Genomic DNA, 25,233 nt, shown 5'->3' with positions numbered 1-25,233 from the left:
CGATGCCACTGCCCCTTGCCGCACGCCCTTCCCGAGCGGTTCGACGCCGGTCTGCCCACCGCCCCACCCGGCGGTGGCTCGCGTGGCTGTTCGCCTTCGGACTGGCCCCCACGCTGAGCGCCGCACAGACCACGGCCACCCCCGCCGCCCCGCCCGCCGCCACCTCGCCCCTGGTCAGCCGCTCGGCGATGGACGGCGTGCTGTTCTACCAACTGCTCGTCAGCGAGCTGGAGCTGCGCCAGGGCGATGCCGGACTCGCCTTCCAGGTGATGCTCGAAGCCGCCAAGCGCAGCCGGGAGGACGCCCTGTTCCGGCGCGCCGTGGACATCGCCATCGGCGCCCGCGCGGGCGAGCAGGCCCTCGTGGCGCTGAAGACATGGCGCCAGACCACACCGAAATCGCGCGAAGCCGCCGAGATCGAGACCCAGATGCTGATGGCACTCGGCCGCCACCAGGAAGCCCGCGAGCCGCTCACCAGCTTCATCGACCTCACGCCGCCAGAGGAGCGCGCCGGCGCCATCGCCAGCCTGCCCCGGCTGGTGCTCAGCGGCGAGAAGCCCGAAGCCGCCGCGCAGGCGATCGACGATGCGCTCAAGCCCTGGCGCGCCAAGCCCGCGACCCGGCTCGCCGCGCTGACCGCCGCGGCCGGTGCATGGTTGACAGCGGGCAACCGCGAGCGTCCGCTGGCCCTGCTGCGCGAAGCCCACGACGCTGACCGCAGCCACCAGCCCACCGCGCTGCTCGCCCTGGAGCTGATGAAGGACACGCCGCAGGCAGAGGTCTTCGTCACCGACTACCTCGCCACGCCGACGCCCGCAGCGGGTGTGCGCGCCGCCTATGTACGCCGGCTCACGGCCGCGCAACGCTATGGCGAGGCGCTGGCCGAGGTCGGCAAGCTCACCACGGGCGAGCCGGAACTGGCCACCGGGTGGTTGATGCAAGGGGCGCTGCAAATCGAACTTGGCCAGCCCGCCGGGGCCAAGGCGTCGCTGCTGCGCTTCCTCGCGCTCAAGGAAGCGGCGCCAACGCCCGTGCTGACCCCGCCCATCGCCGGCCAGGGAGAAGACGACGAGATGGCGGACAAGCCGGACGACGAGGTCCGCGCCGCCCTGCAGCGCAGCGAAAACCAGGAGCGCGGGCAGGCGTACCTGATGCTGTCGCAGGTGGCCGAACAGCTCAAGGACTACCCCGGCGCACTGGGTTGGCTGGAGAAGCTGGCCAGCCTGTCCGGGCAGGCGGACAGCGCCAGCGTGCTGCAGCGGCGGGCGTCGCTGCTGATGCGCCAGGGGCAGTTGCCGCAAGCCCGCGCCCTCCTCCAGCAGATGCCGACCGCCACCCCGGAAGACAAGCGCACCCGCTTCATGGCCGAAGCCCAGCTCCTGCGCGACGCCAAGGAATGGACGGCCGCCCACACGCTGCTCACGCAGGCCAACGCGCAGGTTCCTGACGATACCGATCTGCTGTACGAGCAGGCGCTGCTGGCCGAAAAGCTGCTGCGCTTCGACGAGATGGAGACGCTGCTGCAGCGTGTCATCCAGCTCAAGCCGGACCAGCAGCACGCCTACAACGCCCTCGGCTACAGCCTGGCGGATCGCAATGTGCGCCTGCCCGAAGCGCGCACGCTGATCGAGAAGGCGCTGTCGTTCACGCCGGGCGACCCCTTCATCACCGACAGCCTGGGCTGGATCGAGTTCCGCCTGGGCCGGCTGCCCGACGCCGTCCGCCTGCTGGGTGACGCCTACCGGCAGCGGCCGGACGTGGAGATCGGCGCGCACCTCGGTGAAGTGCTGTGGTCGATGGGCCGGCAGGACGAGGCGCGCAAGGTCTGGCGTGAAGCGCAAGGCCGGGACACGGGCAACGAGGTGCTGGCGGAGACGCTCAAGCGGCTGAAGGTGGGGCTGTGAGGCGGCGCACGCCGTGGCTGTCGGCGCTGACGCTGGCCGTGCTGGCGGGCTGCGCCACGGTCGTTCCGCCCACCGTCGCACCCGATCCGCTGGCACGCAGCTACGCGGGCCGGCTGGCCGTGAAGGTCGAGGGCGACGATGCGCGCTCCTTCACCGCCGGCTTCGATCTCCAGGGCACCGACACCCGCGGCCAGCTCGCGCTCACCAGCCCGATCGGCACGCAAGTCGGCCGCGCGGTCTGGCAACCCGGCGCGGTGTTGTGGCAGAGCGCGGACGGCGACCGCCGCTTCGACAACCTCGATGCGCTCGCCGAGGAGATGCTGGGCGAAGCGGTGCCGCTGGCGGCGCTGTTCGACTGGATGGCGGGCCGACCGTGGTTGGCGCTGCCCAGCCGGCCGCTGACCGCCGCGGATGGCGTCGGCGCGGAAGCCGGTTTCCGTCAGCTCGGCTGGACCGTGCAGACCGGCCGTGTCGCCGACGGCGTGATCGTGGCGCAGCGGCGTCTGCCGGCGCCGACGCTGACGGTACGCATCAAGCTCGACACCCCCTGAACCACCGCCGTCTTCCCGTCTTCTCGTCTGCTCTTCATGTCCCTGTCCGCCCTGTACGACCTGCCCGCCCCGGCCAAGCTCAACCTGTTCCTGCACGTCGTCGGCCGCCGCCCGGACGGCTACCACCTGCTGCAATCGGTCTTCACGCTGATCGACTGGTGCGACACGCTGCACATCGAACGCCGCGCCGATGGCAGGATCAGCCGGGAAGACCTCGGCCCTGCCCTGCCCGCAGACGATCTCTGCACCCGCGCCGCCCGCTTGCTGCAAGCCGCCAGCGGCACCCCGCACGGCGCCCACATCGCCATCGACAAGCAGGTGCCATGGGGTGCCGGGCTGGGGGGTGGCAGTTCCGACGCGGCCACCACGCTGATCGCGCTGAACCGGCTGTGGGGCCTGCACTGGCCGCGCACGCGCCTGCTCGAACTCGGCTTGCAACTGGGGGCGGACGTGCCGTTCTTCATCGGCGGCCACAACGCCTGGGTCGAAGGCATCGGCGAGCAACTCACCCCGATCGACTTGCCGCCAGCCAGCTATGTGGTGCTCAAACCGCCGGTGGCTGTGCCGACTGCGGCAATATTTTCGAGTCCTCTGTTGACACGGGATACTCCTCGCACCACAATGGCGGTCTTTCTTGCACAGGCAAAGTCCTTCGGAAAAAACGATTTGCAAGCTGGCGCCGAGGCGTACAGCACACAGATTGTTGACGGACTTGAGATTCTCAAGCAGAATTTCGGGCTTGGCAGAATGAGCGGATCGGGAAGTGCAGTATTTGCAGCCTGTGAAGACATTCAGCAAGAACGCAGTTCAGCGCCACTTGAAGCAAGGATTCGGAGTTTGGCGACACCGGATTCAGGTTGGGTGGCAAGACACTGCAAAGGTCTCGCACGACACCCGCTGCTGGCGTGGTGTGCAGACTGAAGACACAGATTTCGGGTGCTTCTCGGTGCAAGCTGTGAAGTGTCCTGTGTAGGGGAGTCGCCAAGTTGGTCAAGGCATCGGATTTTGATTCCGACATGCGAGGGTTCGAGTCCTTCCTCCCCTGCCAAACCATCCATCAAGCGCCCGCCGGCCTCCGGTGAGGCGCTTGTTTCTTGATGGCGCGTCAAAGTCCCCAGCGGGCACCGAGCATGCTCTCCAACACAGTCATTTTCACCGGCAACGCCAATCCCACCCTCGCCCGCGAGATCGCCACCGATCTGGGCATCGAACTGGGTCAGGCATCCGTGGGCCACTTCTCCGACGGCGAAGTGACGGTCGAAATCCAGCAGAACGTGCGTGCGCGTGATGTGTTCGTGGTGCAGCCGACCTGTGCGCCGACCAACGAGCACCTGATGGAATTGCTGCTGATGGTCGATGCGCTCAAGCGTGCGTCGGCCCGCCGCATCACCGCTGTCATCCCCTACTACGGCTACGCCCGCCAGGACCGCCGTCCGCGTTCGATGCGCGTGCCGATCAGCGCCAAGGTCGTGGCCAACATGCTCGAAGCCGCCGGTGTCAACCGCGTGCTGACCATGGACCTGCACGCCGACCAGATCCAGGGCTTCTTCGACATCCCGGTGGACAACATCTACGCCTCGCCGGTGCTGCTGACCGACCTCAAGAGCAAGCGGTACAGCGACCTCGTCGTGGTGTCGCCGGACGTGGGCGGTGTGGTGCGGGCGCGGGCGCTGGCCAAGCAGCTCGACTGCGACCTCGCCATCATCGACAAGCGCCGCCCGAAGGCCAACGTGTCCGAAGTGATGCACGTCATCGGCGAGATCGACAAGCGCAACTGCGTGATCATGGACGACATGATCGACACCGCCGGCACGCTGGTGAAGGCGGCCGAGGTGCTCAAGGAGCGCGGCGCCAAGAGCGTGTTCGCGTACTGCACGCACCCCATCCTGTCCGGCCCGGCCGTGGAGCGCATCAGCAACTCCCAGCTCGACGAAGTGGTGATCACCAACACGATCCCGCTGAGCGGCCCCGCCAAGGACTGCAAGAAGATCCGCCAGTTGTCGGTCGCCTTCCTGTTCGCCGAAACCATCCGTCGGATCTCCGATGGCGAGTCGGTGACCTCCCTTTTCGCGGAACAGAACAACAACTTCTGAGCTGCATCACCCCGGGTGCCTGGTCGCGGGCACCTTCCTCTTGTTGGAGAAATCACATGAAATTCGTCGCATTCACGCGCGAGCTGCAGGGGACCGGAGCGAGCCGCCGCCTGCGCATCGCCGGCAAGGTTCCCGCCATCGTCTACGGTGGCACGGCCTCGCCCGTCCAGATCGAACTCGATCACAACGCCATGTTCCACGCACTGAAGAAGGAAGCCTTCCATTCGTCCGTGCTGGAGATGGAACTCGCCGGCGAGACCTCCAAGGTCGTGCTGCGCGCCCTGCAGATGCACCCGTTCAAGCCGCTGGTGCTGCACGCCGACTTCCAGCGCGTGGACGCCACCACCCGCCTGCGCAAGAAGGTGGCCCTGCAGTTCGTGAACGAAGCCAACTCGCCGGCCGTCACGCTCGAAAAATGCACCATCACCCGCGTGGTGTCGGAACTGCACATCGAGTGCCTGGCCGAGCAAGTGCCGGAATTCCTGACGGTGGACCTGGGCGGCATGTCCCTGGGCAAGTCGCTGCACGTCAATGACCTGACGCTGCCGAACGGTGTCGTGGTGCTGACCCATGGCTTCAAGAACCCGGTCATCGCCACCCCGGTGGCGATCGTCGAGGAAGTCATCGTGGCAGCGGTTGTTGCCGCACCGGTCAAGGGCAAGAAGGCCAAGAAGTAAGCCTGCAGGCTTAGACTTCTTTGCTCCGCAAAACCCCGCCCCGGCGGGGTTTTTTCGTTCTGGGAATCGAACATGATCCGTCTGCTGGTCGGCCTGGGCAATCCGGGCACTGAATACGAATCCACCCGGCACAACGCCGGTTTCTGGTGGATCGACACCGTGGCCCGCAAGCTGGGCACCCACCTGCAAGCCGACCGTGCCTACCACGGTCTGGTGGCGCGCGTGAACCGCCCGGACGGTCCCCTCTGGCTCATCACGCCGATGACCTACATGAACCTGTCGGGCAAGTCGGTGGCCCCGCTGGCACGGTTCTTCAAGATCGCGCCGGAAGAGATCCTGGTGGTCCACGACGAACTCGATCTGCTGCCGGGCCAGATGAAGCTCAAGCAGGGCGGGAGTGCCGCCGGCCACAACGGGCTGAAGGACATCCAGGCCCAGCTCGGCTCACCCGCGTTCTGGCGGCTGCGGCTGGGGATCGGGCATCCGGGGGCGCGTGCCGAGGTGGCGGATTTCGTGCTTCGGAAACCGCCCGCCGCGGAACGTGAAGCGATCGAGGGGTGCATCGACCGGTCGATGGCGGCGCTCGACACGCTGCTGGCCGGCGACATGACGAAGGCGATGATGCAACTGCACGCCGGGCCGCAGCGCCCGAAGCCACCGCGTCCACCGAAACCACCGTCAGAACCGACCCCGGAAAGCGGACCCGAGCCGGTCTAGCCGATCGCCAGCCGCGGCAGCGCGGCCTTCTGCAGCCGCTCGTACTTGGCCAGCAACTGCTCGGGCGATTCGACGTGGTCCGGGTTCAACGGGATGCATTCGACCGGGCAGACCTGCACGCACTGCGGCTCGCCAAAGTGGCCGACGCACTCGGTGCAGCGGTCGGGGTCGATGACATAGAACTCCTCGCCCATCGAGATGGCCTGGTTGGGGCATTCGGGCTCGCAGACATCGCAGTTGATGCACTCGCTGGTGATGAGCAGGGCCATGTGTGCCGCTCCTCAGCTTTGTGCGACGCGCTGTTGCAGCCGCTTGAGCACGGTCGGCGCCACGAACTTCGACACGTCGCCGCCCAGCACCGCGATCTCGCGCACGAAGGTGCCGCTGATGAACTGGTACTGGTCGCTGGGCGTGAGGAACAGGGTCTCGACCTCGGGCATGAGCTGGCGGTTCATGCCGGCCATCTGGAACTCGTACTCGAAGTCGCTCACGGCCCGCAGGCCGCGCACCACCACCTTGCCGTCGTGCTCCATGACGAAGTTGCGCAGCAGGCCGCGGAAGGCGATCACCTCGACGTTCGGGTACGGGGCGGCGAGTTCCTGGGCAATCTCCAGCCGCTCCTCGACGCTGAACATGGTGCGCTTGTGGTGGCCGGCCGCGACTGCCAGGATCAAGCGGCTGAACAGGCGGCTGCCGCGGCGCATCAAGTCCTGGTGGCCGAGGGTCATCGGGTCGAAGGTGCCGGGATAGATCGCGGTGAGATCCTGGGTCACGGGGTTCAAGACAAGCTCCTGATCGAAAGCGTGGGGGCAGGCCCCGCGGGGTCATGCACCAGTGTAGTCCGTGGTACCAGGAATGCTGCGCTGCAACAGATGGAAATGCACCATGCCGGCGCGGCCCTGGCGGTGGAGGCGGCAGCCCCAAGCAGCGCAGGCTTGCGCGTCGAACGCACGGTCGGACTCCAGGTAGAGCCAGCCTTCCGGCGTGAGCAGCGGCAGTGCGGCACGCACCGCTGCGTCGAACACGTCCGCACCGAACGGCGGATCCAGCAGCACCAGATCGAGATCACTCACCTCGCGGCGCGCCATCCAGCCCAGCGCCTCGGCCCGCACCACGCGCACCGCCGTGGCGCCCAGCCGGCGAGCGGCCGTCTGCAGGTGGAGCGCGAGCTGCTGGTCATGCTCCAGCAGCAGCACCTCGGTGGCGCCCCGCGAGGCCGCCTCGAAGCCCAGCGCGCCGGTGCCGGCAAAGGCATCCAGCACCCGCCAGCCGGCCAGATCCTGCCCCAGCCAGTTGAACAGCGTCTCGCGCACGCGGTCGGGGGTCGGGCGCAGGCCGGGGTGGTCGGCCACGGGGAGCTTGCTGCGCTTCCAGCGTCCGCCGATGAGGCGTATTTCGCCTGGTGTGGCAGCCGCAACGGCGTCGGCGGAGGGTTTGCGCAGCGGGGCGCGTCGGGTCGGGGAGGTAGGCACGGGCGGATTCTGCCATTCAGTGGTGCGATGCAGACAGCACAGTACCGGCTGGCCGGGTAGCGTCAGGCCCGCTGCCTACAATCCAAGGCCGACCAGCCGGTCGTTTCAGGTCGTTTTAGTCACCATTGACACGCATGTTCAGTTTCCTTCGTCGCAAGCTATTTTCTGCACCCACGCCACCTGAAGCACCGGTTGTGGTGGCTCCGGTGGTAGTCACCACGCAAGCACCTGCCCCTGCGCCCCGCACCGACGCCGCTCCTGCACGCAGCTCGTGGCTGAACAAGCTCAAGTCCGGTCTGGCCCGCACCGGCTCCAGCATCGCCCAGGTCTTCACCGGCACCAGGATCGACGATGCGCTCTACGAGGAGCTGGAAGCGGCGTTGCTGATGGCCGACGCGGGTGTCGGCGCCACACAACACCTGCTCGATGAGCTGAAGCGCCGGGTCAAGGACACCCGCTGCACCGAGCCTGCCGCCGTCAAGGCACTGCTGATGGAGGTATTGACCGAGTTGCTGCTGCCGCTGGAGGCGCCGCTGCAGATCGGGGCCACCCAGCCGACGGTGATGATGGTCGCGGGGGTCAACGGCGCTGGCAAGACCACCAGCATCGGCAAGCTGACCCGCCATCTGGCCGAGCAGAACTGCAAGGTGCTGCTGGCGGCGGCCGACACGTTCCGGGCGGCGGCGCGTGAGCAGTTGTCGGTCTGGGCCGACCGCAACCGCGTCGAGATCGTCAGCCAGGAAGGAGGCGATCCGGCGGCCGTGTGCTTCGACGCCGTGACCGCGGGCAAGGCGCGGGGTTGCGATGTCGTGATCGCCGACACCGCCGGGCGCCTGGCCACGCAGTTGCACCTGATGGAAGAGCTGCGCAAGATCCGCCGCGCGCTCGGACGGTCCATGGAAGGCGCACCGCACGAGGTGATCCTGGTCGTCGATGGCAACACGGGCCAGAACGCGCTCACCCAGGTGAAGGCGTTCGACGAGGCGATCCAGCTCACGGGGCTGGTCGTCACCAAGCTCGATGGCACGGCCAAGGGCGGCGTGCTCGCCGCGATCGCGCTGTGGGGGCGCGAGCGCGTCGCCAAGGGCAAACCGGTGGTGCCGGTCTACTTCATCGGGGTGGGTGAAAAGCTGGAAGACCTGCAGACCTTCAGCGCCCGCGAGTTCGCGCAGGCCCTGCTGAGCTGAGGTTCAGCCAGCCATCGCGGCTTGCTCGCGGGCATCGAGCCACGCCAGCAGATGCGCCGCGATGCCCGACGCCGCACCCGACCCCGCCGCTGGCTGGGCCAGCACCGGCACATCGACCACCGCCGCGCGCGCTTCGGCCAGCACGGTGTTCAACGCATCGCCATTCAGATCCCGCTGGTCGAGCACGGCGCCGTGGGCATTGCAATGCACCACCTGCCCGTGCGCACCGTCCACGCGCACGAAGGGCACACCGAGCAACGCAGCCACATCCGCCAGCGCGTGCCCGGCATCGAGCACCGCACCGTTGGCACCGTGCAGCAGGCTGATCTGCTCCGGCAACGAGGCCACCTCGCGGCAGAGCACGCTGGCCGCATCCATGTGTGCCCGCACCTCGGGCCGGCGCAGGCTGTCACCCTGCACGACACAGACCCGCTCGGCCAGCACGGCATCCGCCGCGAGCAGCTCGACCAGCACCGCCTGGGTCGGCGCATCGACCACCCAGACCACCTTGCCGTCCGAGCGCACCTGCGCCAGCGCCTGCACCACCGCCAGCGCCCGTTGCGCAGGCAATCCGATCAACGAACAGGCCGCCAGCACATACGGGGTGCCATTGACGCCGTTGACCGACCACGTCGGCCCCAGGTACATCGGCAAACCGTTGCGCAGGAAAGCGCGATCCGGCGTCATCACCTCGGGCCAGACAGCAGCCACCGCATCGGTCTTCAACGCCTCCGGCACGCAGGCAATGCGCTCCGGCAACAGGCCCTGGCGCGCCAAGGCCCGCAGTGGCGAGGGCGCGCTGGCGACACACAGCAGGTCGGACATCTGCTCGATCAGCGTCGCGTTCCAGCCTTGCTGGGCGTGGGCCGCCCGCTCGCCCGCTTCCAGGCGGATGAGCGGCAGCCCGCGCTGCCGGGCGGCCAGACAGCAAGCCACCACCGCATCGCTGGCGCCCAGGCTGAGCACGGCCAAGGGCTGGTATTCCTCGGCGAAGTGCCCGAAGCCTTCGGCCATCCTGGCGACCGAGGCATCGAGGTCGTCGTCGGACCACTCCAGGTCGAGACCGATTTCCATGGCCGGCAGCACACGCCCCATGCCGGACCACGGCCACACCCGCGGCAGCGGCCCGAGACTGACCAGCATCATGCGCGGCGAGCGGCCCTGCTCGGCCATCGCCTGCGCGAGTGCCGCGAACTTGAGGGCGGCGCTGGTGCTGTCGGCCAGACAGAACACCTTGTCGCGGCTGTCCCGGCGCGACAACCGGCCGGCAGCGTGGACACGGGCGGCCTTCACCGCAGCGTCCGACACCGAGCGCAGACGTGGCGCCATGAGGGCGGCCTGCGACTGGGCATCGAGTTCGATGTCCACCCCGACAGGCATCTCGGCCTCGACCGGGGGCCATGCCTCTTCTTCCAGCGGCTCCGCCTCCATCAGCACTACAGGAAGCGGGGGTGGGGACGGCGGGGGCTCGATGAACGTCAGCACAGGCGCTTCAACAGGCGCAGGAACCGGAACCGGAACTGGTGCTGGTGCTGGTGCTGGTGCTGGTGCTGGTGCTGGTGCTGGTGCTGGTGCTGGTGCTGGTGCCTGGTGCTGGTGCTGGTGCTGGTGCTGGTGCTGGTGCTGGTGCTGGTGCTGGTGCTGGTGCTGGTGCAACATCGGTCACAGGGGCCTCTGACGCACCTTCGCCGATCTCGGCCCGCAGCTCGCCCGCCGTGCGCTCGATCAGATCGGCCGACACGGCATCCGCCCCATCCAGGAACGCCGCCAGCAACACACGGTTGGCCAGGCGGTTGAGCCGGCGTGGCACGCCACCCGACCACTGGTACAGGCTCTCGAACGCACCGGGACCGAATGCGGGATGCAGGGTCCAGCCGACGCGGCGCAGCCGGTGTTCGACGTAGGCTTGCGTCTCCTCCAGACCCAGCGGCCCGAGGTGGCAGGACGCGGTCACGCGCTGGCGCAACTGCTCCATCGACGGCGATTCGAGCAGTCGGCGCAACTCCGGCTGGCCGACCAGAAAACTCTGCAGCAGCGAGTGGTTGCCGAGCTGGAAGTTCGACAACATGCGCAGCTCTTCGACCGCGCGCGGCGACAAGTTCTGCGCCTCATCGACCACCAGCAACGCATGCCGCCCCTGCGCGGCGAGGGCCGTCAGGAAGGCTTCGAGCGTGGCGATCAGGTGCGCCTTGGAGGTGTTGTTCTGCGACGGAATGCCGAAGGCCGTGATGATCGACTGCAGCAGCTCGCCCGATTCCAGTTGCGTGCTGACGATCTGGGCCGGCAACACCTTCTGCCGGTCCAGCCCGTCCAGCAGCATCCGCACCAGCGTGGTCTTGCCCGCACCGATCTCGCCGGTGATGACGATGAAGCCCTCGCCCTGCGCGACACCGTACTGGAGGTAGGCCAGTGCCCTGCCGTGGCCACGGCTATTGAAGTAGAAGGCCGGATCAGGATTGAGCTGGAACGGGGGACCGCTGAAACCGAAAGCTGATTCGTACATCGTGTGACCGTCAGAACCGGTGCAACATGCCGACCGAGACCGCAGACTCCGTCGCGTTGACACCGATGAGCGTGGACGAACCCGTCTGGTGGCGCACGGCGCCGCTCAGCGTGGTCCGGGGCGACAGGCTGTGCGTGGCCCCGAGGCGAACAATCGAATTGCTCGAATGCAGCGCCAGGTTCGGGCCCAGACCATCGGTCTTGGTGTGCGTGAAGGTCAGGTCGGCCGTGGTTTCCGGCGTCAGGCGGCGGGACAGGCCGAGCGTGGCGCCACGCTGCGTGGCGTCGCTGGCGAGTCCGATGACGCTGTCCTCGGTCGGGCCGCGCAGGTCTTCGGTGCGTGCCTGGAACACCCGCAGCGTCACCGTGTGCCGCACCCCGATCAGGGCCATCGTCACGTTGGCGCCCTGCTGCAACTGGACCGTGCGGGAAAACAGATCGACCGGCCCGGTCAGCGTGTTGGGCAGACCGCGCTTGGCGATCAAGTCCTGCACCGCCACCTGGCGCAGCACCGGATCCTGGATGCGGGTCTGGAGAATGGAGTCCACCAGGGTCGCCACATCGCCGCCGGCCTGCAGCACGCCAAGGCGGGCCGCATACGTCGTGGCCTGGCGCACCAGGCCAGCCGAGACGGCCATGAACGGCGAGCGGTGCGCGAAGTTCACCGTCCAGCCATTGCCGAAGAAACGTCTCTCGAGCAGGGCATCAAGCGAGGTGCGCTCCGTAGGTGCCCAGCGCATCGAGACGCCGCGCAGCGTCTCGCTGACGTTGTTGGTGGTGTAACTGGCGGCATCGCGGCCACCGGTCAGGCCGAGCGTCAAGGTGGGATCGGGTGCGTAGAGTGCGGACAGGCGGGCGGTCTGCAGCGTGAGTCCGCCCGCCGTGCTGTCGTTGTAGCTGGTGTTCTGGTAGTTGAACTCGCCACGCAGCCCCGCCGGCTCGGGCCGCAGGTCGTAGCGTGCGCTGTGCGTCTGCACATGGGCACCCGCGTTGTTGGCCAGGGTGGCCGGGCCACGGCCCTGGGTCCAGACCTGGTCGGTACGGGCGGTGATGCGCGAAGAAGGCGACAGTTCGCGGTCGATGTAGGGGCTGAACCGCTCGCGGGTGGTGGTGCCGACGTTGTAGAACGTGGCGCCATCGCTCAGCAGGTCGAACGGTGTGGAGGACGTGGTGTCCGCCCCCAGTTCGGCATCGACGAAGAGCAGCCGTTCCACGAGGCGGCTGTTCAGCACGATCTGTCCCCGCGGCAGGATGCGGTCAGCGCGGGAGCGGCCGAGATACTGCACCATGTCAGCCGCCACGGTGCCGGTCAGCCGGTAATCGGGTCCGTTGGCGAGCAACTGGGCCTGCGGCGTGACCGTCACCACGGTGTCCGTGGTGGTGTTGCCGGTGGCCTGCATGCCGACATTGTTCGACAGGGTGGCGGTGGCCTTGACCGCCGGGACAATCCGCAAGTTCTGGGCCTGCGCGACGACCTGCCAGGACAGGCCGGCCAGCAGCACGACCGCTGCCGACACGCCCGTGCGGGTCCACTCACGTGGCGTAGTAATAGCCATAAGCCTCGCCTGATTTGCCGCGTGCCCGGTTCAGCACGGACAGCACGACCGGACACTGCTCGACCGCGGCATACGCCTGCGACACCTGCGCGTGGGTGGTCTTGCCCGCTTCGACCACCATGACCACCTGCCCGACCCGCGAGGCGAGGACGCGAGACTCCGTGGTGGGGATCAGCGGCGGGGCATCGAACACGACGATGCGATCCGAGAACTTGGCGGCCAGCTCGTCCAGCAGCGACTCCATCGCCCCGCTGGCCAGCAGCTCGGTGGACTGCGCGTTGGCGGTGCCGGCCGGCAGGATGCTCAGCTTGGCCACGTTGGTGCGCAGCATCACGTCGTGCAGCTCGATGCTGGGCGACTGCAGCACGTCCATCAGGCCCCGCGCCGGCTCGATCCCGCAGCGTGCCAGGACAGACGGCCGCAGCACATCCGCATCCACAAGCAGCACCGACAGGTCCACCTCCATCGCGATGCTCATCGCGAGGTTGATGGCGAAGAAGGTCTTGCCTTCCCCCGGCATCGCGCTGACCACCTGGATCAGGTTGGGCCGGCTGAGCGCCTGGGCCGACTCGCCGCGGGCATTGGCGAGCAGCGGGCGCTTGATGATCCGCATCTGCTCGGCGAGCTGGGAGCGGGCCTGGGCGGGCACCAGATAGCCCTCGCGCTCCAGGCGGGGCAGGTCCAGCGCCACTTCGCGGGAACGGCGTCCGGAGGCACCCAGCGCATCGACCACCGCCGTGCGCGCTGCAGGCACCACGGAGGTACCCGCACGGGCTGCGCCGCTCGGCACTGCGTGGCTGATGACGGCGGCTTCGACGGGGGTGGCGGGCACGGTCGCTGCTGCCGCCACGGCCACAGCCGGCACCGGCGTTGCAGCCACGCTGGGGACATCCGGAACCGGGACATCGAATCCGGCACGTTTGAGTTCTGCTAGCCGCTTGGCGGCTTGCTCGATGGTGTTCATCAGGGGCACCTATTCCAAATCTGCCTTAACTGGCCGAACGCAAGGAGATCCAGGCCACCCAGCCCACATTCGCGAGGACGAACAACCCCATCACACCCGCGAGCTTGAGCCGGTCCTGGCGGTCCAGATCGCGGTCCCGCGGATCTTCCACCTTCAACAGACTGCCCAGCACCGGACGCTTGGTGAACTCACGCAGTTCACGCTCGCTCGAAAACACCGGGTTCAACAGTGTCTGGGTATAGGCCACTGCAATGCCTGCCACCACCGACAGCAGCATCACGCCCAAGGCAAGCTGGATGCGGCTCGGAAAGACCGGCGAAGGCAACACCCGCGGCGGCTCGATCAGGCGGAAATCGGCCATCGACGAGGTCTGGTCGATCTTCACGCCCAGCGAAGCGGCCTCGCGGCGCTGCACGAGCTGGTCGTAGTTGCGGCGCATGATTTCGTAGTCGCGGTTGAGCTGGACCAGCTCGGCCTCGGCCTGCGGCACCTTGGTGGCCTGGGAGCGGATCTCTTCGAGGCGGGCCTGCTGGGTGCCAAGCTGCGAGCGCAGCGAGGCCACGTTCGCTTCGGCATCGGCCAGATTCAGGCGCAGGCGCTGGAACACCGGGTTGGTGGCAGCCGCAGAACGGCGTGTCGCGCTGTTGGTGCTCTTGAGTGCGTCCAGCTCACGCCGGCGCTGGTCTTCCAGTTGGGCAATGATGCGGCGCGTCGTCAGGACATCGGGATGCTCTTCCGTGTAGCGGCGCAGCATCTCGTCGAGCTGGCGCTTCTGGGTCTCGACGCGGCTGTCCAGGTCCGGCGTGAGCGAGACGGCGGACGCGGCGGCCACCGGCAGGTTGGGTTCCTCGTTGCCGAGTTCGCGCCGCGTGGTGTCACGGGACTGCTCGGCCGCGCCCAACTGCACCCGCAGACGGTTCACGTCATCGGTCAGTGCCTGGATGCGGGCGAAATAGTCCTGGTTCGTCGTCGCGGCCACGCTCATGTTCTTGAGCTTGAAGTCCTTGAGGCGGTTCTCGGCCTCGGTCAGCTTGGCCTCGTACTGCTTGATCTGCTCGTCGATGAAGCGGCTGGCTTCGGCCGAGTCCTTGCGCTTGGTGTCCAGCCCGGACTCCATGAACATGCCCACCAGCACCTCGACCAGCTTGCGCGCACGGATGGGATCCTGGTCGCGGTAGCTGATGGCGTAGAGATTGTTGCCGCCCGTCAGTTCGATCTTGATGGACTTCATCAAGGTTTCGATCTGGGCATCCAACTGGCCAGGCTCCAGCTTCTCCAGCCCGATGACCGGGTTGTTGACCAGACGCTCGACGTTGGGGCGGGAGATGAGCGTGCGCCCGAGCATCCGCACCTGCTGGTCGATGTCCGGCTGGAACGCCAGCCCGACCATCATGGGGCGCAACACGGTCTGCGTATCGACATAGACCTTGGCGCGGGCTTCGTGCCGTTCGGGAATGACCCACACGACCAGCGCGCCTGCGAGGGCCACGAGCCAGGCTACCGCCACGGCCATCCAGCGATGCTGCCAGACGCTGCCAGCCAATATCGCCGCCTGTCGGGTGAATTCATTCATACCAGCCGTCTACCTGTAATTCTTGGGTTCAGGGTTCAACGCTGACCAGCTCCGAGCGACCGGTCAGCGGTGTCTGCGTATCGGAGCAGGGATTGGATCAGAACCAGCTTTGCGGGACGATGATGATGTCCCCCGGCTTGACATCGACGTTGGCCGAGATGTCACCGCGCTTGAGGAGATCCTTCAGCCGGACGCTGTACTGCTTGCCTGCTTCGGCACCGCGCACCAGCACCGCGCCGTTGCCATCCGCGAAGTCCGTCAGGCCACCGGCCTGGATCATCACGTCCAGCATCGTCATGTTCTGGCGGAAGGCCACGCTCTGCGGCTTGGTGGCCTCTCCGACGATGCGGATCTGGTCGTTGAAGACACCCTGGAAGGTACCCACCACCACCGTCACCACCGGATCGCGGATCACGCGGCCCAGCAGCGTCTCGATCTCGCGCGACAGGTCGGCCGGGTTCTTGCCCGCGGCCAGCACGTCCTCGACCAGCGGCGTGGAGATGCGCCCGTCCGGACGCACGGTCACGGTGGACGACAGTTCCGCGTTGCGCCAGACCACGACGCTCAAGGTATCGAGAGGACCGATCTTGTAGCGATGGTCCAGCGTCTGCGCCGTCCGCGGTGCAGGCGGATAGGCATTGCTGCGCATCAAGCTACACCCCGACAGCGCCACCGCACCGGTGACACACGCCAAGGCCAGGGCCGCTGCCCGCGAGAAACGGCTCATTTCGATCCTCATGCGAATTCCTCTCATTGGTCTGCAAGCGCGCACCGCGCTGCAACAGTCCCGGATGGTACCGCGGGACAACGGCAGTTTCTTACAAAGTTAATTTTTATGCCGCACCGGTCAGTGCGCGCCTTCGCGGAAGAGCACGACGCTGACGGTTTCGATCAGTACCTGCAAATCGAGCAACAAGGAGTTGTTCTTGACGTAGTAAAGGTCGAACTGGTGTTTCTTGCGGGCGTCTTCCAGCGACGCGCCATACGCATAGCGCACCTGGGCCCACCCTGTCAGCCCCGGTTTGACGGTATGGCGCAGGTCATAGAACGGAATCTGCTCGCGCAGTTGCGCCACAAAGGACGGGCGCTCCGGACGCGGCCCCACCATGCTCATCTCGCCCTTGAGCACGCTGAACAGTTGGGGCAGCTCGTCGATCCGGGTCTTGCGGATGAACGCACCGACACGCGTGATGCGCGAGTCGTTCTTGGACGCCCAGCGGGCCACGCCATCCTTCTCGGCATCGGTGCGCATGCTGCGGAACTTGATGCACATGAAGCCTTGCCCACCGAGGCCGACACGCTCCTGGCGGTAGAGGATCGGGCCGACGCTGTCGAGGCGGATTGCCAGTGCCGTCAGCGCCATGACCGGCGCGCCCACCAGCAGCAGCAGCGACGAACTCACGATGTCGAAGACGCGCTTGGTGAACTCGCGCGCCCGGCCCTGCACGAAGCCGTCGCCGTAGACCAGCCAACTGGCTTTCAGGCTATCGACCGGCACCTCCGCCTTGGTGCGCTCATAGAAATAGGCCAGGTCCATGATGGGCACGCCACCAATGCGGCATTCCAGCAACTGGTCCATCGGAACACCGCCGCCGCGCTGCTCGCGCACGGCCACGATGATTTCGCTGATCTTGTGTTCCCGCACCAGATCGACCATGCGCAGTCGGGTATCGAATATATGGGCAGCTCCCCGCAGGGCAACGCGATCCGTTTGCTCGGCCGTCGGAAAGAAACCCACCACGTCATACCCGGCCCAATGCCCCCCTGCGCGCAGGTCGGTGCAGACCTGGTGGGCATCCGGACCGGTACCGACAATCAGGACACGTCGTGTTCCGACCAACTGGCGAATACCCCATGCGGAGCCTCTATAAATAGCGAGGCCACCCATCAGATATACCAGAGAGTAGCCAACCAAACTGCTGGCATACCCTTCGTATCGAATATATTTGATGGTCAGGTAAGTAATATAACCACCTACCACGAATGCAAAGCCGATGCGCAGGAACATCGGCAGCAGACCCAGATTGCGGTGTCGATAGAGCCCGACGAACGAGTACAGCAACGCCATGACCAAGGCAAACGAGAGCGCAGAGAACAGAATCGCGGGGCTGATCACCTGCCACAAGGCACTGACACCCGGCGCGGGGTGGGCCAAAGTAGCGGCCGACAGCAGTGCTGCAATGAAACAAAGCACCCCATCCGCGAACAGCTCCACGAAGTGCGTTCCCGACGTACGGTGCTGAAAAACTCTGAACATCCTCTGGCCCCTTAGGCAAACAGGCGAGACACCGCTTCACCCGCATCTCACATCACGAACCACTTGGATCGGCTGCACGAATTCTCACCCCAACACCCAAGCGATCACGACTTTGACAGTCGTCGATCCCTTGATCGGGGGCCATTCCACCATGATTGTGTGACGTAATAACGGTCAAATGAAGGCTGACACCAACTCTTTAATCAAACACTCACCAGCAAGAGCGCCCGATTCTGCCAGCGCCCGCCCGAATCAGAAAATATATGAATACCGAAATCACGATCGCAATAAACACGCGCAAAACGATCGTGCGCCTATCACATCTGACACTTCTAGCACTTCAATCCGACGTGCAAAGCCACGACACCGGCTGACAAGTTATGCACATCCACGTGACCGAAACCAGCGACTTTCATCATCGCCTTGAGTTCGGCCTGGGGCGGGTGCATCCGTATCGATTCAGCCAGATACCGGTAGCTATCGGCATCTCCGGTCACGAGTTGACCCAAGCGTGGCAAGACGCTGAAGGAGTACCAGTCGTAGACCCTGGACAGCGGGGCCGCGACCTTCGAGAACTCCAGCACCAGCAGCTTGCCGCCGGGCTTGAGCACGCGGCACATCTCCGCCAGCGCCACGTCCTTGTGCGTCATGTTGCGCAGACCGAAGGCGACGCTGACCACGTCGAACCGCGCCGAAGCGAAGGGCAGCTTCTCCGCGTCGCAGATCACCGTCGGCAGCACCAGCCCCTCATCGACCAGCCGGTCGCGCCCGGTATGGAGCATGGCCTCGTTGATGTCGGTATGCACCACCCCGCCCGTCGGCCCGACCTTGCGGGCAAAGGCGCGGCTGAGATCCCCCGTGCCCCCGGCGATGTCGAGCACCTGGTGGCCTTCGCGAACGCCCGAGACCGCCAGCGTGTACGCCTTCCAGACGCGGTGCAGCCCCATCGACATGAGGTCGTTCATCACGTCGTAGCGCGAGGCGACCGAATCAAACACGCCGCGGACCATCCGGGCCTTCTGGCCCTCTTCGACGGTCTTGAAGCCGAAATGGGTATCGCTCATGTCAGGCTCGCCCGCGGTCAGTGGCTGGCGCAGGCGCTGCCGGCCGCCTGCGGCATCGGCGCATCGCGTTCGACACCCGCCGCGCTGACCCGCGCGAGATAGTCCTGCCAGCAAGCGTCCTGGTTCACCCCCAGGTCGTAGAGCATTTCCCAGGTGTACAGCCCCGTGTTGTGGCCATCGTTGAACGACGGCTGGACGGCGTAGTGCCCCACCGGCTCGATGTCGGTGATCTCGACCAGGCGCTTGCCGGTCTGCAGCACCTCCTGGCCAGGGCCATGGCCGCGCACCTCGGCCGAAGGCGAGTACACGCGCAGCAATTCGTAAGGCAGCCGGAACACGGCGCCATCACTGAAACCGATTTCCAGCACACGGGATTGCTGGTGCAGGGTCAGCGCGGTCGGCTGAGGGGAGGATTGGCGCGACATCGGTGGAATCCTTGACTGAAACGGACCCTCTTCATCGACTGCTTGGGCGCATTGCGGCGCTGCAGCACTGTGAATGATCCGTTAACTTGTGTGAAATTATGACGTTCTAGACCGATGGATCTCGTTCTTTTTGATGAAGAGATACACCGATCGACACATGGTGACAATGGCAAAACGGTCAGGACTGTCCGGTCGGTCAGGTCGGTCAGACCAGCACCCGCTCGATGCCGCCCGCGTTGGCGCGCTGCACGTAGTCGGGCATCCAGTTCTCGCCGAGGATCTGCCGGGCCATCTCGACGACGATGTAGTCCGCTTCGAGCAGGCCACTCTTGAGGTCTTCGCCGTAGCGTGACAGCCCCTGCAGGCAACTCGGGCACGACGTGAGAATCTTCAGGTCGCCCTGGTGCCCGGCCGTGCGCAACTCCGCCTCGCCCTTGAGGATCTCCTCCTCCTTGCGAAAGCGGATCTGGGTCGAGATGTCCGGCCGCGACACGCCCAGCGTCCCGGACTCGCCACAGCAACGCTTGCTTTCAATCACGTTGTCGCCCAGCAACGCCTTGACCGTCTTCATCGGGTCTTGCAGCTTCATCGGCGTGTGGCAGGGGTCGTGGTAAAGGAAACCGCCCTGCCCCTGTAGCGTGATGCCCTTTTCCAGCAGGTACTCGTGGATGTCGATGATCCGGCAGCCGGGGAAGATCTTGTCGAACTCGTAGCCCTGGAGCTGGTCGTAGCAGGTGCCGCACGAGACCACCACCGTCTTGATGTCGAGGTAGTTCAGCGTGTTGGCGACTCGGTGGAACAGCACCCGGTTGTCGGTGATGATCTTCTCGGCCTTGTCGAACTGGCCCGAGCCGCGCTGGGGGTAGCCGCAGCAGAGATAACCCGGCGGCAGCACCGTCTGCACGCCCGCATGCCAGAGCATCGCCTGCGTCGCCAGCCCGACCTGCGAGAACAGCCGCTCCGAGCCGCAGCCGGGGAAATAGAACACCGCCTCGGTCTCGGCCGTCGTCGCCTTCGGGTTGCGGATGATCGGGACGTAGTCCTTGTCCTCGATGTCCAGCAGCGCCCGCGCTGTCTTCTTGGGCAGGCCGCCCGGCAGCTTCTTGTTGATGAAGTGGATCACCTGTTCCTTGATCGGCGCGGTGCCGACCGAGGACGGGGGCGCGGCAGTCTGCTTCTTCGCCACCGACTTCAGCAGGTCGTGGGCGAACCGCTGCGCCTTCATGCCCACGCCGACCAGCGCCCCGCGGGCGAGCTTGATCGTCTCGGGGTTGGTCGCGTTGAGCATCAGCATCGCCGCGGCGTTGCCCGGGCGGAAGCTCTTCTGGCCCATCTTGCGCAGCAGGTTGCGCATGTTCATCGACACGTCGCCGAAGTCGATCTTCACCGGGCAGGGCGACAGGCACTTGTGGCAGAGCGTGCAGTGGTCGGCCACGTCCTCGAACTCCTCCCAGTGCTTCAGGCTGATGCCGCGGCGCGTCTGCTCTTCATAGAGGAACGCCTCGATCAGCAGCGAAGTCGCCAGGATCTTGTTGCGCGGCGAGTAGAGCAGGTTCGCCCGCGGCACATGCGTCGCGCACACCGGCTTGCACTTGCCGCAGCGCAGGCAGTCCTTGATCGACGCGGCGATGTCGCCGATGTCGCTCTGCTGCATGATCAGCGACTCGTGCGTCATCAGCCCGAAGCTCGGCGTGTACGCATCGCTCAGATCGCCCAACCGGGTGTCGGCGCCGAGGTCCGTGAGGCGGTCCTTCTGGCGCAGCAGCTTGCCCTTGTTGAAGCGCCCTTCCGGATCGACCTTGGCCTTGTAGGTCGCGAAGTTCTTCAGCTCGTCGTCGGTGAGGAATTCGAGCTTGGTGATGCCGATGCCGTGTTCGCCCGAGATCACGCCATCCAGCGAACGCGCCAGCACCATGATCCGCGCCACGGCGTCGTGCGCCGTCTGCAGCATCTCGTAGTTGTCGCTGTTGACGGGGATGTTGGTGTGGACGTTGCCGTCACCCGCGTGCATGTGCAGCGCGACCCACACCCGCCCGCGCAGCACTTCCTGGTGGATGCGCTTGCACTCATCGATCACGGGGAGGAAGGCGCTGCCCGCGAAGATCTGCTGCTGGAAGGGCTTGAGGATCTGCGCCTTCCACGAAGCGCGCAGGCTGCCATCCTGGATCTGGTCGAAGAAGCTGCGGCCGGGGGCGTCGTCCACACCCGGCTGGACCGCGTCGAGGCCGTCCTTCCACTGCTGCCACTGGCCGCGGACTTCGCGGATGCGGGCCAGCGCCTGCTGCACGCGGTCGCCCAGCAGCTCGGCACTCGGAATCTCATTGGCGTCGTCGGTCTTGCCCAGCGGCAGGCTGCCCGCCACGAAGAACGCTTCGAGGCGGTCCATCAGGGCAAGCTTGTTGCGCAGGCTCAGCTCGATGTTGATGCGCTCGATGCCCAGCGTGTACTCGCCCATGCGCTCCAGCGGGATCACCACGTCCTCGTTCACCTTGAAGGCGTTGGTGTGCTTGGAAATCGCTGCCGTGCGCTTGCGGTCGAGCCAGAACTTCTTGCGCGCATCGGCGCTGATGGCCACGAAGCCTTCGCCCGAGCGGGCGTTGGCCAGGCGGATCACCTCGCTGGTCGCACGGGCCACGGCGTCGGCGTCATCGCCCACGATGTCGCCCACCAGCACCATCTTCGGGAAGCCGCCGCGCTTGCTCTTGGTCGCGTAACCCACGGCCTTGAGGTAGCGGTCGTCCAGATGCTCCAGTCCGGCCAGGATCGCCCCGCCCGGCTTCTTCATCTCGTCGAACATGAAGTTCTTGATCTCGACGATCGAGGGCACGCACTGGATCGGATTGCCGAAGAACTCCAGGCAGACCGTGCGGACATGCGCCGGCATGCGGTGGACGACCCAGCGCGCCGAGGTGATCAGGCCGTCGCAGCCTTCCTTCTGGATGCCGGGCAGGCCGGCGAGGAACTTGTCGGTCACGTCCTTGCCGAGGCCCTCCTTGCGGAAGGTGCGGCCGGGGATGTCGAGCCGCTCGGTGCGCTCCAGCTTCGTGCCCGTGGCGTCGTAGTAGTTCAGCTCGAAGCTGGCGGTCTCGATGTCGTGGATCTTGCCCAGGTTGTGGTTCAGGCGGATCACTTCGAGCCACTTGGCCTCGGGCGTCACCATCTTCCACGAGGCCAGGTTGTCCAGCGCGGTGCCCCACAGCACGGCCTTCTTGCCACCCGCGTTCATGGCGATGTTGCCGCCGATGCAACTGGCTTCAGCCGATGTCGGATCGACCGCGAAGACGAAGCCACCGCGTTCAGCCGCATCCGACACACGCTGTGTCACCACCCCTGCGCCGGTCCAGACGGTCGCCACCTTGTGCGCCACGCCCGGCAGATCGACCATCTCGACCTCGGTCATCTGCTCCAGCTTCTCGGTGTTGATGACCGCGCTCTTCCACGTCAGCGGCACGGCGCCACCGGTGTAGCCAGTGCCACCGCCACGCGGGATGATCGTCAAGCCCAGCTCGACGCAACCCGCCACCAGCGCGGCCATCTCGGCCTCGGTGTCCGGGGTCAGCACGACGAACGGGTACTCGACGCGCCAGTCGGTCGCGTCCGTCACATGCGAGACGCGGCTCAAGCCGTCGAACTTCAGGTTGTCCTTGCGGGTGTGGCGGCCCAGCACCTTCTTCGTGCGCTGGCGCAGGTCATAGACCAGCCGAAAACGCTCGCCGAAACGCCCGACCGCACTGCGGGCGGCCTTCAGCAGCTCGCCCACGAGTTCATCGCGGCCGGCATCGTTGCCCGGATCGCGGCGCTTCTCGACCTCGCCGAGGCGGTGGTGCAGCGCGTCGATCAGCAACTGGCGCCGCTTCGGGTTGTCGATCAGGTCGTCTTCGAGGTAGGGGTTGCGCTGCACGACCCAGATGTCGCCCAGCACCTCGTAGAGCATCCGGGCGGAGCGGCCGGTGCGGCGCTCGCCGCGCAGGCGGTCGAGCAGTTCCCAGGCGCGTGCGCCCAGCAGCCGGATCACGATCTCGCGGTCCGAGAACGAGGTGTAGTTGTACGGAATCTCGCGCAGGCGAGCTTCGGCGTGGGCCGGATCCTGGGGAGTACCGGGTATCTGCAGGAGAGGATTCAGGGGGAGCGGTGCGTTCATGTGGCCGCAAAAGCAGCAGCACGCGGGGGGCGCGCAGGACCGGCAATCCTACCGCAGCGGCCATTTCAGCCGGCACGCAAGTGCTTTGAACAGCTTTGTTGCGTTGACAAGTGTTGTTTGTACCAAACCGCACGAGATGCGGCAGACTGCAGACTTCGACCGCGCTGGAGTGCCACGATGAGTCCGACCCGTCCCCTCCTGAACGACACCGGCCCCCTCGCCGACGCCACCACCCCCTGGCCCTATCCGTTCTGGATTGCCCACCGCGGTGCCGGCCAGCACGCCCCCGAGAACACGCTGGCCGCTTTCCGGGCCGGCGCGGCGCTGGGCTGGCGGGCCTTCGAGTGCGACGTGAAGCTGAGCGCGGACGGCGTGCCCTACTTGTTGCACGACGACACGCTGGAGCGCACCACCGACGCCGCCGGCAGCGCGGGGGCGTTGGCCTGGGCCGATCTGGCACGGCTGGATGCCGGTGGCTGGCACAGCCGCCGCCATGCCGGCGAGCCACCGCCCAGTCTGGACGCCATCGCCGTGTTCTGCCTGCGCAACGGGCTGGTGCTCAACCTCGAACTCAAGCCCGTCCCCGGTGACGAGGAGCGCACGGGGCACGTCGTGGCGCACGCCGTGCGGCAACGCTGGGGCGAAGCGGTGCGCGATGGTGTGGGGGTCTGGCCGCTGCTCAGCTCGTTCGAGCCGCGCACGCTGGCCGCCGCCCGCGAGGCCGTGCCGGAGCTGCCCTTGGCCTTGCTGCTGGACACGCTGGCGCCGGACTGCTTCGACATCGCCGAGCGGCTGGACTGCGTGGCGGTGGTGCTCGACGAGTCGCTCCTCACGGCGGAACTGGTGCGGTCGCTGCACCACGACGGCCTGCGGGTACTGGCCTACACGGTCAACGATGCCGAGCGGGCCGATCTGCTGATCGACCTCGGACTGGACGGACTCATCACGGACGCAGTCGACATGTTCATCCCCAGCGCCTGACCGCGGGCGATCCATCCCGCAGGCCGGTGCTCAAGGCCGACCGACCGCGCGCCGATATCGACGACAACCGCGCCCCCCATGCCGAACCGGCACGGGCGACGCCCGCTCATCGATTCCGTGCTCCGTCGAAAGGCCTCCCATGCCCGCCTCCAAGTCCGTCCCTGCTTCAGCCGCCACCCGCGCCGCTTCCAGCCACGCTGATGCGACCCACCGCCACGAACTGTCGGCACTGAACGTGCAGTACGTCCCTGCCCGGATGCCCGCAGGCGTGGTGACGGGGCTGTGGGGTGGAGCCGTCAAGCGCATGGACGACGGCAGCACCACGCCACTGAAGATCGGCGACGTGATCCACAAGGGCGACGTGCTGCTCACGGAACAGCGCGGCATCGTGCAGTTGACCGTCGAAGGCAAGCCCTTTGTCACCACAGGCGACCCGGCACTCGACAAGGTCGTCGCACGCCTGGACAACGGAGAACTCGACTTCGTCACGGGCGCTGGTGCCGAGGGTGGCGAGGGGTCGCTGCAGGCCGGTGTCATCGTGGACCGCGTCATCGAAGTCGTGTCCCCCCAGGAATACCAATACGCCTACGAGCAATTCCAGCAAGGGGCCAGCTTCTACAACAACGGCGGCACCCTCGCACCCGACGCGCCCATTTTCGAAGCAGCCGACATCGTCGTGCGCCTGGACGGCCCCGCGCATGTGGTCGAAGGCCAGACAGCCACCAACTACGTCGTCACCCTGTCCAACCCCTCTGCGGTCGATGTGACCGTGACGCTGGCCTACGCTGGCACAGCCACCGCAGGCCAGGACTTCACTCCAACCCTCTCGGTCACGGTACCGGCAGGCCAGACTTCGGTCCATTTCGACATCCCCACCCTCGATGACGCGCTGGCCGAAGGGGCCGAGCCCTTCACTGTCACCATCGCCAGCCTGTCCGGCAACGACGTGGCCATCGTCAACATCGATCCCGCCCACGCCAGCGTCACCACCACCATCACCGACGACACTGGCCCCAGAGGCCCCGAGGACACCTGCCTCGTCTCCATCACCGGCCCCGGCTCCGTCGTCGAAGGCGAAGTCGCCTCCGGCTACACCGTCTCCCTCAGCCAGCCCGCCGTCACCGATGTCGTCGTCAAGCTCACCTATTCCGGCACAGCCACCGACGGAT

The 25,233-nt window shown here is 66.5% G+C and carries 22 protein-coding genes and 1 tRNA gene; 10 read left to right on the top strand and 13 right to left on the bottom strand.

Going from position 1 to position 25,233, the window contains the following annotated elements:
* The first annotated feature begins 2 nt into the window (after window positions 1-2).
* The 7 genes from QZW52_RS07245 (at window position 3) to pth (ending at window position 5,942) form a co-directional block, all read left to right on the top strand.
* Window positions 3-1,904 (top strand): tetratricopeptide repeat protein, encoded by a 1,902-nt coding sequence (locus tag QZW52_RS07245; RefSeq protein WP_293996797.1) that lies wholly within the window; start codon window positions 3-5, stop codon window positions 1,902-1,904.
* Complete coding sequence (locus QZW52_RS07240) at window positions 1,901-2,455, top strand: outer membrane lipoprotein LolB (protein ID WP_293996795.1); 555 nt, start codon at window positions 1,901-1,903, stop codon at window positions 2,453-2,455. The genes QZW52_RS07245 and QZW52_RS07240 overlap by 4 nt, the downstream gene beginning before the upstream one ends.
* Before the next feature lie 36 nt (window positions 2,456-2,491).
* Window positions 2,492-3,376 (top strand): 4-(cytidine 5'-diphospho)-2-C-methyl-D-erythritol kinase, encoded by an 885-nt coding sequence (ispE, locus tag QZW52_RS07235; protein ID WP_293996793.1) that lies wholly within the window; start codon window positions 2,492-2,494, stop codon window positions 3,374-3,376.
* Window positions 3,377-3,426: 50 nt separating this feature from the next.
* Window positions 3,427-3,503: transfer RNA gene (locus QZW52_RS07230), tRNA-Gln, on the top strand.
* Between the two features lie 82 nt (window positions 3,504-3,585).
* Entirely contained in the window at window positions 3,586-4,548 is a 963-nt protein-coding gene (locus QZW52_RS07225; protein WP_293996791.1) for a ribose-phosphate pyrophosphokinase, read from the top strand.
* Between the two features lie 56 nt (window positions 4,549-4,604).
* The gene (locus tag QZW52_RS07220) at window positions 4,605-5,225 is read left to right on the top strand and encodes a 50S ribosomal protein L25/general stress protein Ctc (protein WP_293996789.1); all 621 of its coding nucleotides are present in this window, start codon (window positions 4,605-4,607) and stop codon (window positions 5,223-5,225) included.
* A gap of 72 nt (window positions 5,226-5,297) precedes the next feature.
* Window positions 5,298-5,942, top strand: coding sequence for an aminoacyl-tRNA hydrolase (gene pth, locus QZW52_RS07215; protein WP_293996787.1), 645 nt, complete (start codon window positions 5,298-5,300; stop codon window positions 5,940-5,942).
* On the opposite strand, the gene QZW52_RS07210 is transcribed toward pth, so the two are convergent.
* Genes QZW52_RS07210 through rsmD form a run of 3 tightly spaced genes read right to left on the bottom strand, consistent with a single transcriptional unit; the run spans window position 5,939 to window position 7,414 of the window.
* Complete coding sequence (locus QZW52_RS07210; protein WP_293996785.1) at window positions 5,939-6,211, bottom strand: YfhL family 4Fe-4S dicluster ferredoxin; 273 nt, start codon at window positions 6,209-6,211, stop codon at window positions 5,939-5,941. The genes pth and QZW52_RS07210 overlap by 4 nt on opposite strands.
* Window positions 6,212-6,223: 12 nt before the next feature.
* Entirely contained in the window at window positions 6,224-6,724 is a 501-nt protein-coding gene (gene coaD / locus QZW52_RS07205; protein WP_434738288.1) for a pantetheine-phosphate adenylyltransferase, read from the bottom strand.
* Window positions 6,725-6,766: 42 nt separating this feature from the next.
* A complete protein-coding gene (rsmD, locus tag QZW52_RS07200; protein ID WP_293996783.1) occupies window positions 6,767-7,414 on the bottom strand; it encodes a 16S rRNA (guanine(966)-N(2))-methyltransferase RsmD in 648 nt (215 codons plus the stop codon).
* A gap of 134 nt (window positions 7,415-7,548) precedes the next feature.
* Here rsmD and ftsY point away from each other — a divergent pair, with 134 nt between their 5' ends.
* Window positions 7,549-8,601, top strand: coding sequence for a signal recognition particle-docking protein FtsY (ftsY, locus tag QZW52_RS07195; RefSeq protein WP_293996781.1), 1,053 nt, complete (start codon window positions 7,549-7,551; stop codon window positions 8,599-8,601).
* A 3-nt stretch (window positions 8,602-8,604) separates the two neighbouring features.
* On the opposite strand, the gene QZW52_RS07190 is transcribed toward ftsY, so the two are convergent.
* The 10 genes from QZW52_RS07190 to QZW52_RS07145 form a co-directional block, all read right to left on the bottom strand.
* On the bottom strand, window positions 8,605-10,032 hold the full coding sequence (locus tag QZW52_RS07190; RefSeq protein ID WP_293996816.1) for a UDP-N-acetylglucosamine 2-epimerase: 1,428 nt from the start codon (window positions 10,030-10,032) through the stop codon (window positions 8,605-8,607).
* A gap of 61 nt (window positions 10,033-10,093) precedes the next feature.
* Window positions 10,094-11,104: an XrtA/PEP-CTERM system-associated ATPase gene (locus tag QZW52_RS07185; RefSeq protein ID WP_293996779.1), complete on the bottom strand. Its 1,011-nt coding sequence runs from the start codon at window positions 11,102-11,104 to the stop codon at window positions 10,094-10,096.
* 10 nt (window positions 11,105-11,114) lie between these two features.
* On the bottom strand, window positions 11,115-12,659 hold the full coding sequence (locus QZW52_RS07180) for a TIGR03016 family PEP-CTERM system-associated outer membrane protein (RefSeq protein WP_293996777.1): 1,545 nt from the start codon (window positions 12,657-12,659) through the stop codon (window positions 11,115-11,117).
* Window positions 12,637-13,623, bottom strand: a complete 987-nt coding sequence (locus tag QZW52_RS07175; RefSeq protein WP_293996775.1) for an XrtA-associated tyrosine autokinase — start codon at window positions 13,621-13,623, stop codon at window positions 12,637-12,639. Before QZW52_RS07175 ends, QZW52_RS07180 begins: the two co-directional genes overlap by 23 nt.
* A 25-nt stretch (window positions 13,624-13,648) precedes the next feature.
* A complete protein-coding gene (locus tag QZW52_RS07170) occupies window positions 13,649-15,196 on the bottom strand; it encodes an XrtA system polysaccharide chain length determinant (protein WP_293996773.1) in 1,548 nt (515 codons plus the stop codon).
* 97 nt (window positions 15,197-15,293) lie between these two features.
* The gene (locus QZW52_RS07165) at window positions 15,294-15,935 is read right to left on the bottom strand and encodes an XrtA/PEP-CTERM system exopolysaccharide export protein (protein WP_293996771.1); all 642 of its coding nucleotides are present in this window, start codon (window positions 15,933-15,935) and stop codon (window positions 15,294-15,296) included.
* A 108-nt stretch (window positions 15,936-16,043) separates the two neighbouring features.
* Window positions 16,044-17,411 (bottom strand): TIGR03013 family XrtA/PEP-CTERM system glycosyltransferase, encoded by a 1,368-nt coding sequence (locus tag QZW52_RS07160; RefSeq protein WP_293996769.1) that lies wholly within the window; start codon window positions 17,409-17,411, stop codon window positions 16,044-16,046.
* Window positions 17,412-17,785: 374 nt separating this feature from the next.
* Window positions 17,786-18,517: a bifunctional demethylmenaquinone methyltransferase/2-methoxy-6-polyprenyl-1,4-benzoquinol methylase UbiE gene (gene ubiE, locus QZW52_RS07155; protein WP_293996767.1), complete on the bottom strand. Its 732-nt coding sequence runs from the start codon at window positions 18,515-18,517 to the stop codon at window positions 17,786-17,788.
* Window positions 18,518-18,534: 17 nt separating this feature from the next.
* Complete coding sequence (locus tag QZW52_RS07150; RefSeq protein ID WP_293996765.1) at window positions 18,535-18,942, bottom strand: gamma-butyrobetaine hydroxylase family protein; 408 nt, start codon at window positions 18,940-18,942, stop codon at window positions 18,535-18,537.
* Window positions 18,943-19,147: 205 nt separating this feature from the next.
* Window positions 19,148-23,083, bottom strand: coding sequence for a DUF3683 domain-containing protein (locus QZW52_RS07145; protein ID WP_293996763.1), 3,936 nt, complete (start codon window positions 23,081-23,083; stop codon window positions 19,148-19,150).
* A 177-nt stretch (window positions 23,084-23,260) separates the two neighbouring features.
* Here QZW52_RS07145 and ugpQ point away from each other — a divergent pair, with 177 nt between their 5' ends.
* Together ugpQ and QZW52_RS07135 are read left to right on the top strand one after the other, a co-directional pair.
* Window positions 23,261-24,064: a glycerophosphodiester phosphodiesterase gene (gene ugpQ, locus QZW52_RS07140; RefSeq protein WP_293996761.1), complete on the top strand. Its 804-nt coding sequence runs from the start codon at window positions 23,261-23,263 to the stop codon at window positions 24,062-24,064.
* A 139-nt stretch (window positions 24,065-24,203) separates the two neighbouring features.
* Window positions 24,204-25,233, top strand: a 1,030-nt coding sequence (locus QZW52_RS07135; RefSeq protein ID WP_293996759.1) for a Calx-beta domain-containing protein, incomplete at its 3' end; no start/stop codon positions are given.

This window comes from Sphaerotilus sp. (genome assembly GCF_013299175.1).
Taxonomy (GTDB): Bacteria; Pseudomonadota; Gammaproteobacteria; order Burkholderiales; family Burkholderiaceae_C; genus Sphaerotilus.
The sequence above is the reverse complement of the archived record's forward strand: the minus strand, read 5'-3'. Positions and strand labels throughout refer to the sequence as shown.

What these genes read in the sequence shown, in the direction of transcription:
- ugpQ (WP_293996761.1), top strand. Translation starts at nt 23,261, where the DNA reads ATGAGTCCGACCCGTCCCCTCCTGAACGACACCGGCCCCCTCGCCGAC.
- QZW52_RS07165 (WP_293996771.1), bottom strand. Translation starts at nt 15,935, where the DNA reads ATGAGGATCGAAATGAGCCGTTTCTCGCGGGCAGCGGCCCTGGCCTTG.
- QZW52_RS07175 (WP_293996775.1), bottom strand. Translation starts at nt 13,623, where the DNA reads ATGAACACCATCGAGCAAGCCGCCAAGCGGCTAGCAGAACTCAAACGT.
- QZW52_RS07225 (WP_293996791.1), top strand. Translation starts at nt 3,586, where the DNA reads ATGCTCTCCAACACAGTCATTTTCACCGGCAACGCCAATCCCACCCTC.
- QZW52_RS07180 (WP_293996777.1), bottom strand. Translation starts at nt 12,659, where the DNA reads ATGGCTATTACTACGCCACGTGAGTGGACCCGCACGGGCGTGTCGGCA.
- pth (WP_293996787.1), top strand. Translation starts at nt 5,298, where the DNA reads ATGATCCGTCTGCTGGTCGGCCTGGGCAATCCGGGCACTGAATACGAA.
- QZW52_RS07170 (WP_293996773.1), bottom strand. Translation starts at nt 15,196, where the DNA reads ATGAATGAATTCACCCGACAGGCGGCGATATTGGCTGGCAGCGTCTGG.
- QZW52_RS07245 (WP_293996797.1), top strand. Translation starts at nt 3, where the DNA reads ATGCCACTGCCCCTTGCCGCACGCCCTTCCCGAGCGGTTCGACGCCGG.
- QZW52_RS07210 (WP_293996785.1), bottom strand. Translation starts at nt 6,211, where the DNA reads ATGGCCCTGCTCATCACCAGCGAGTGCATCAACTGCGATGTCTGCGAG.
- QZW52_RS07220 (WP_293996789.1), top strand. Translation starts at nt 4,605, where the DNA reads ATGAAATTCGTCGCATTCACGCGCGAGCTGCAGGGGACCGGAGCGAGC.
- ispE (WP_293996793.1), top strand. Translation starts at nt 2,492, where the DNA reads ATGTCCCTGTCCGCCCTGTACGACCTGCCCGCCCCGGCCAAGCTCAAC.
- QZW52_RS07145 (WP_293996763.1), bottom strand. Translation starts at nt 23,083, where the DNA reads ATGAACGCACCGCTCCCCCTGAATCCTCTCCTGCAGATACCCGGTACT.
- ftsY (WP_293996781.1), top strand. Translation starts at nt 7,549, where the DNA reads ATGTTCAGTTTCCTTCGTCGCAAGCTATTTTCTGCACCCACGCCACCT.
- QZW52_RS07185 (WP_293996779.1), bottom strand. Translation starts at nt 11,104, where the DNA reads ATGTACGAATCAGCTTTCGGTTTCAGCGGTCCCCCGTTCCAGCTCAAT.
- ubiE (WP_293996767.1), bottom strand. Translation starts at nt 18,517, where the DNA reads ATGAGCGATACCCATTTCGGCTTCAAGACCGTCGAAGAGGGCCAGAAG.
- QZW52_RS07150 (WP_293996765.1), bottom strand. Translation starts at nt 18,942, where the DNA reads ATGTCGCGCCAATCCTCCCCTCAGCCGACCGCGCTGACCCTGCACCAG.
- QZW52_RS07190 (WP_293996816.1), bottom strand. Translation starts at nt 10,032, where the DNA reads ATGGAGGCGGAGCCGCTGGAAGAAGAGGCATGGCCCCCGGTCGAGGCC.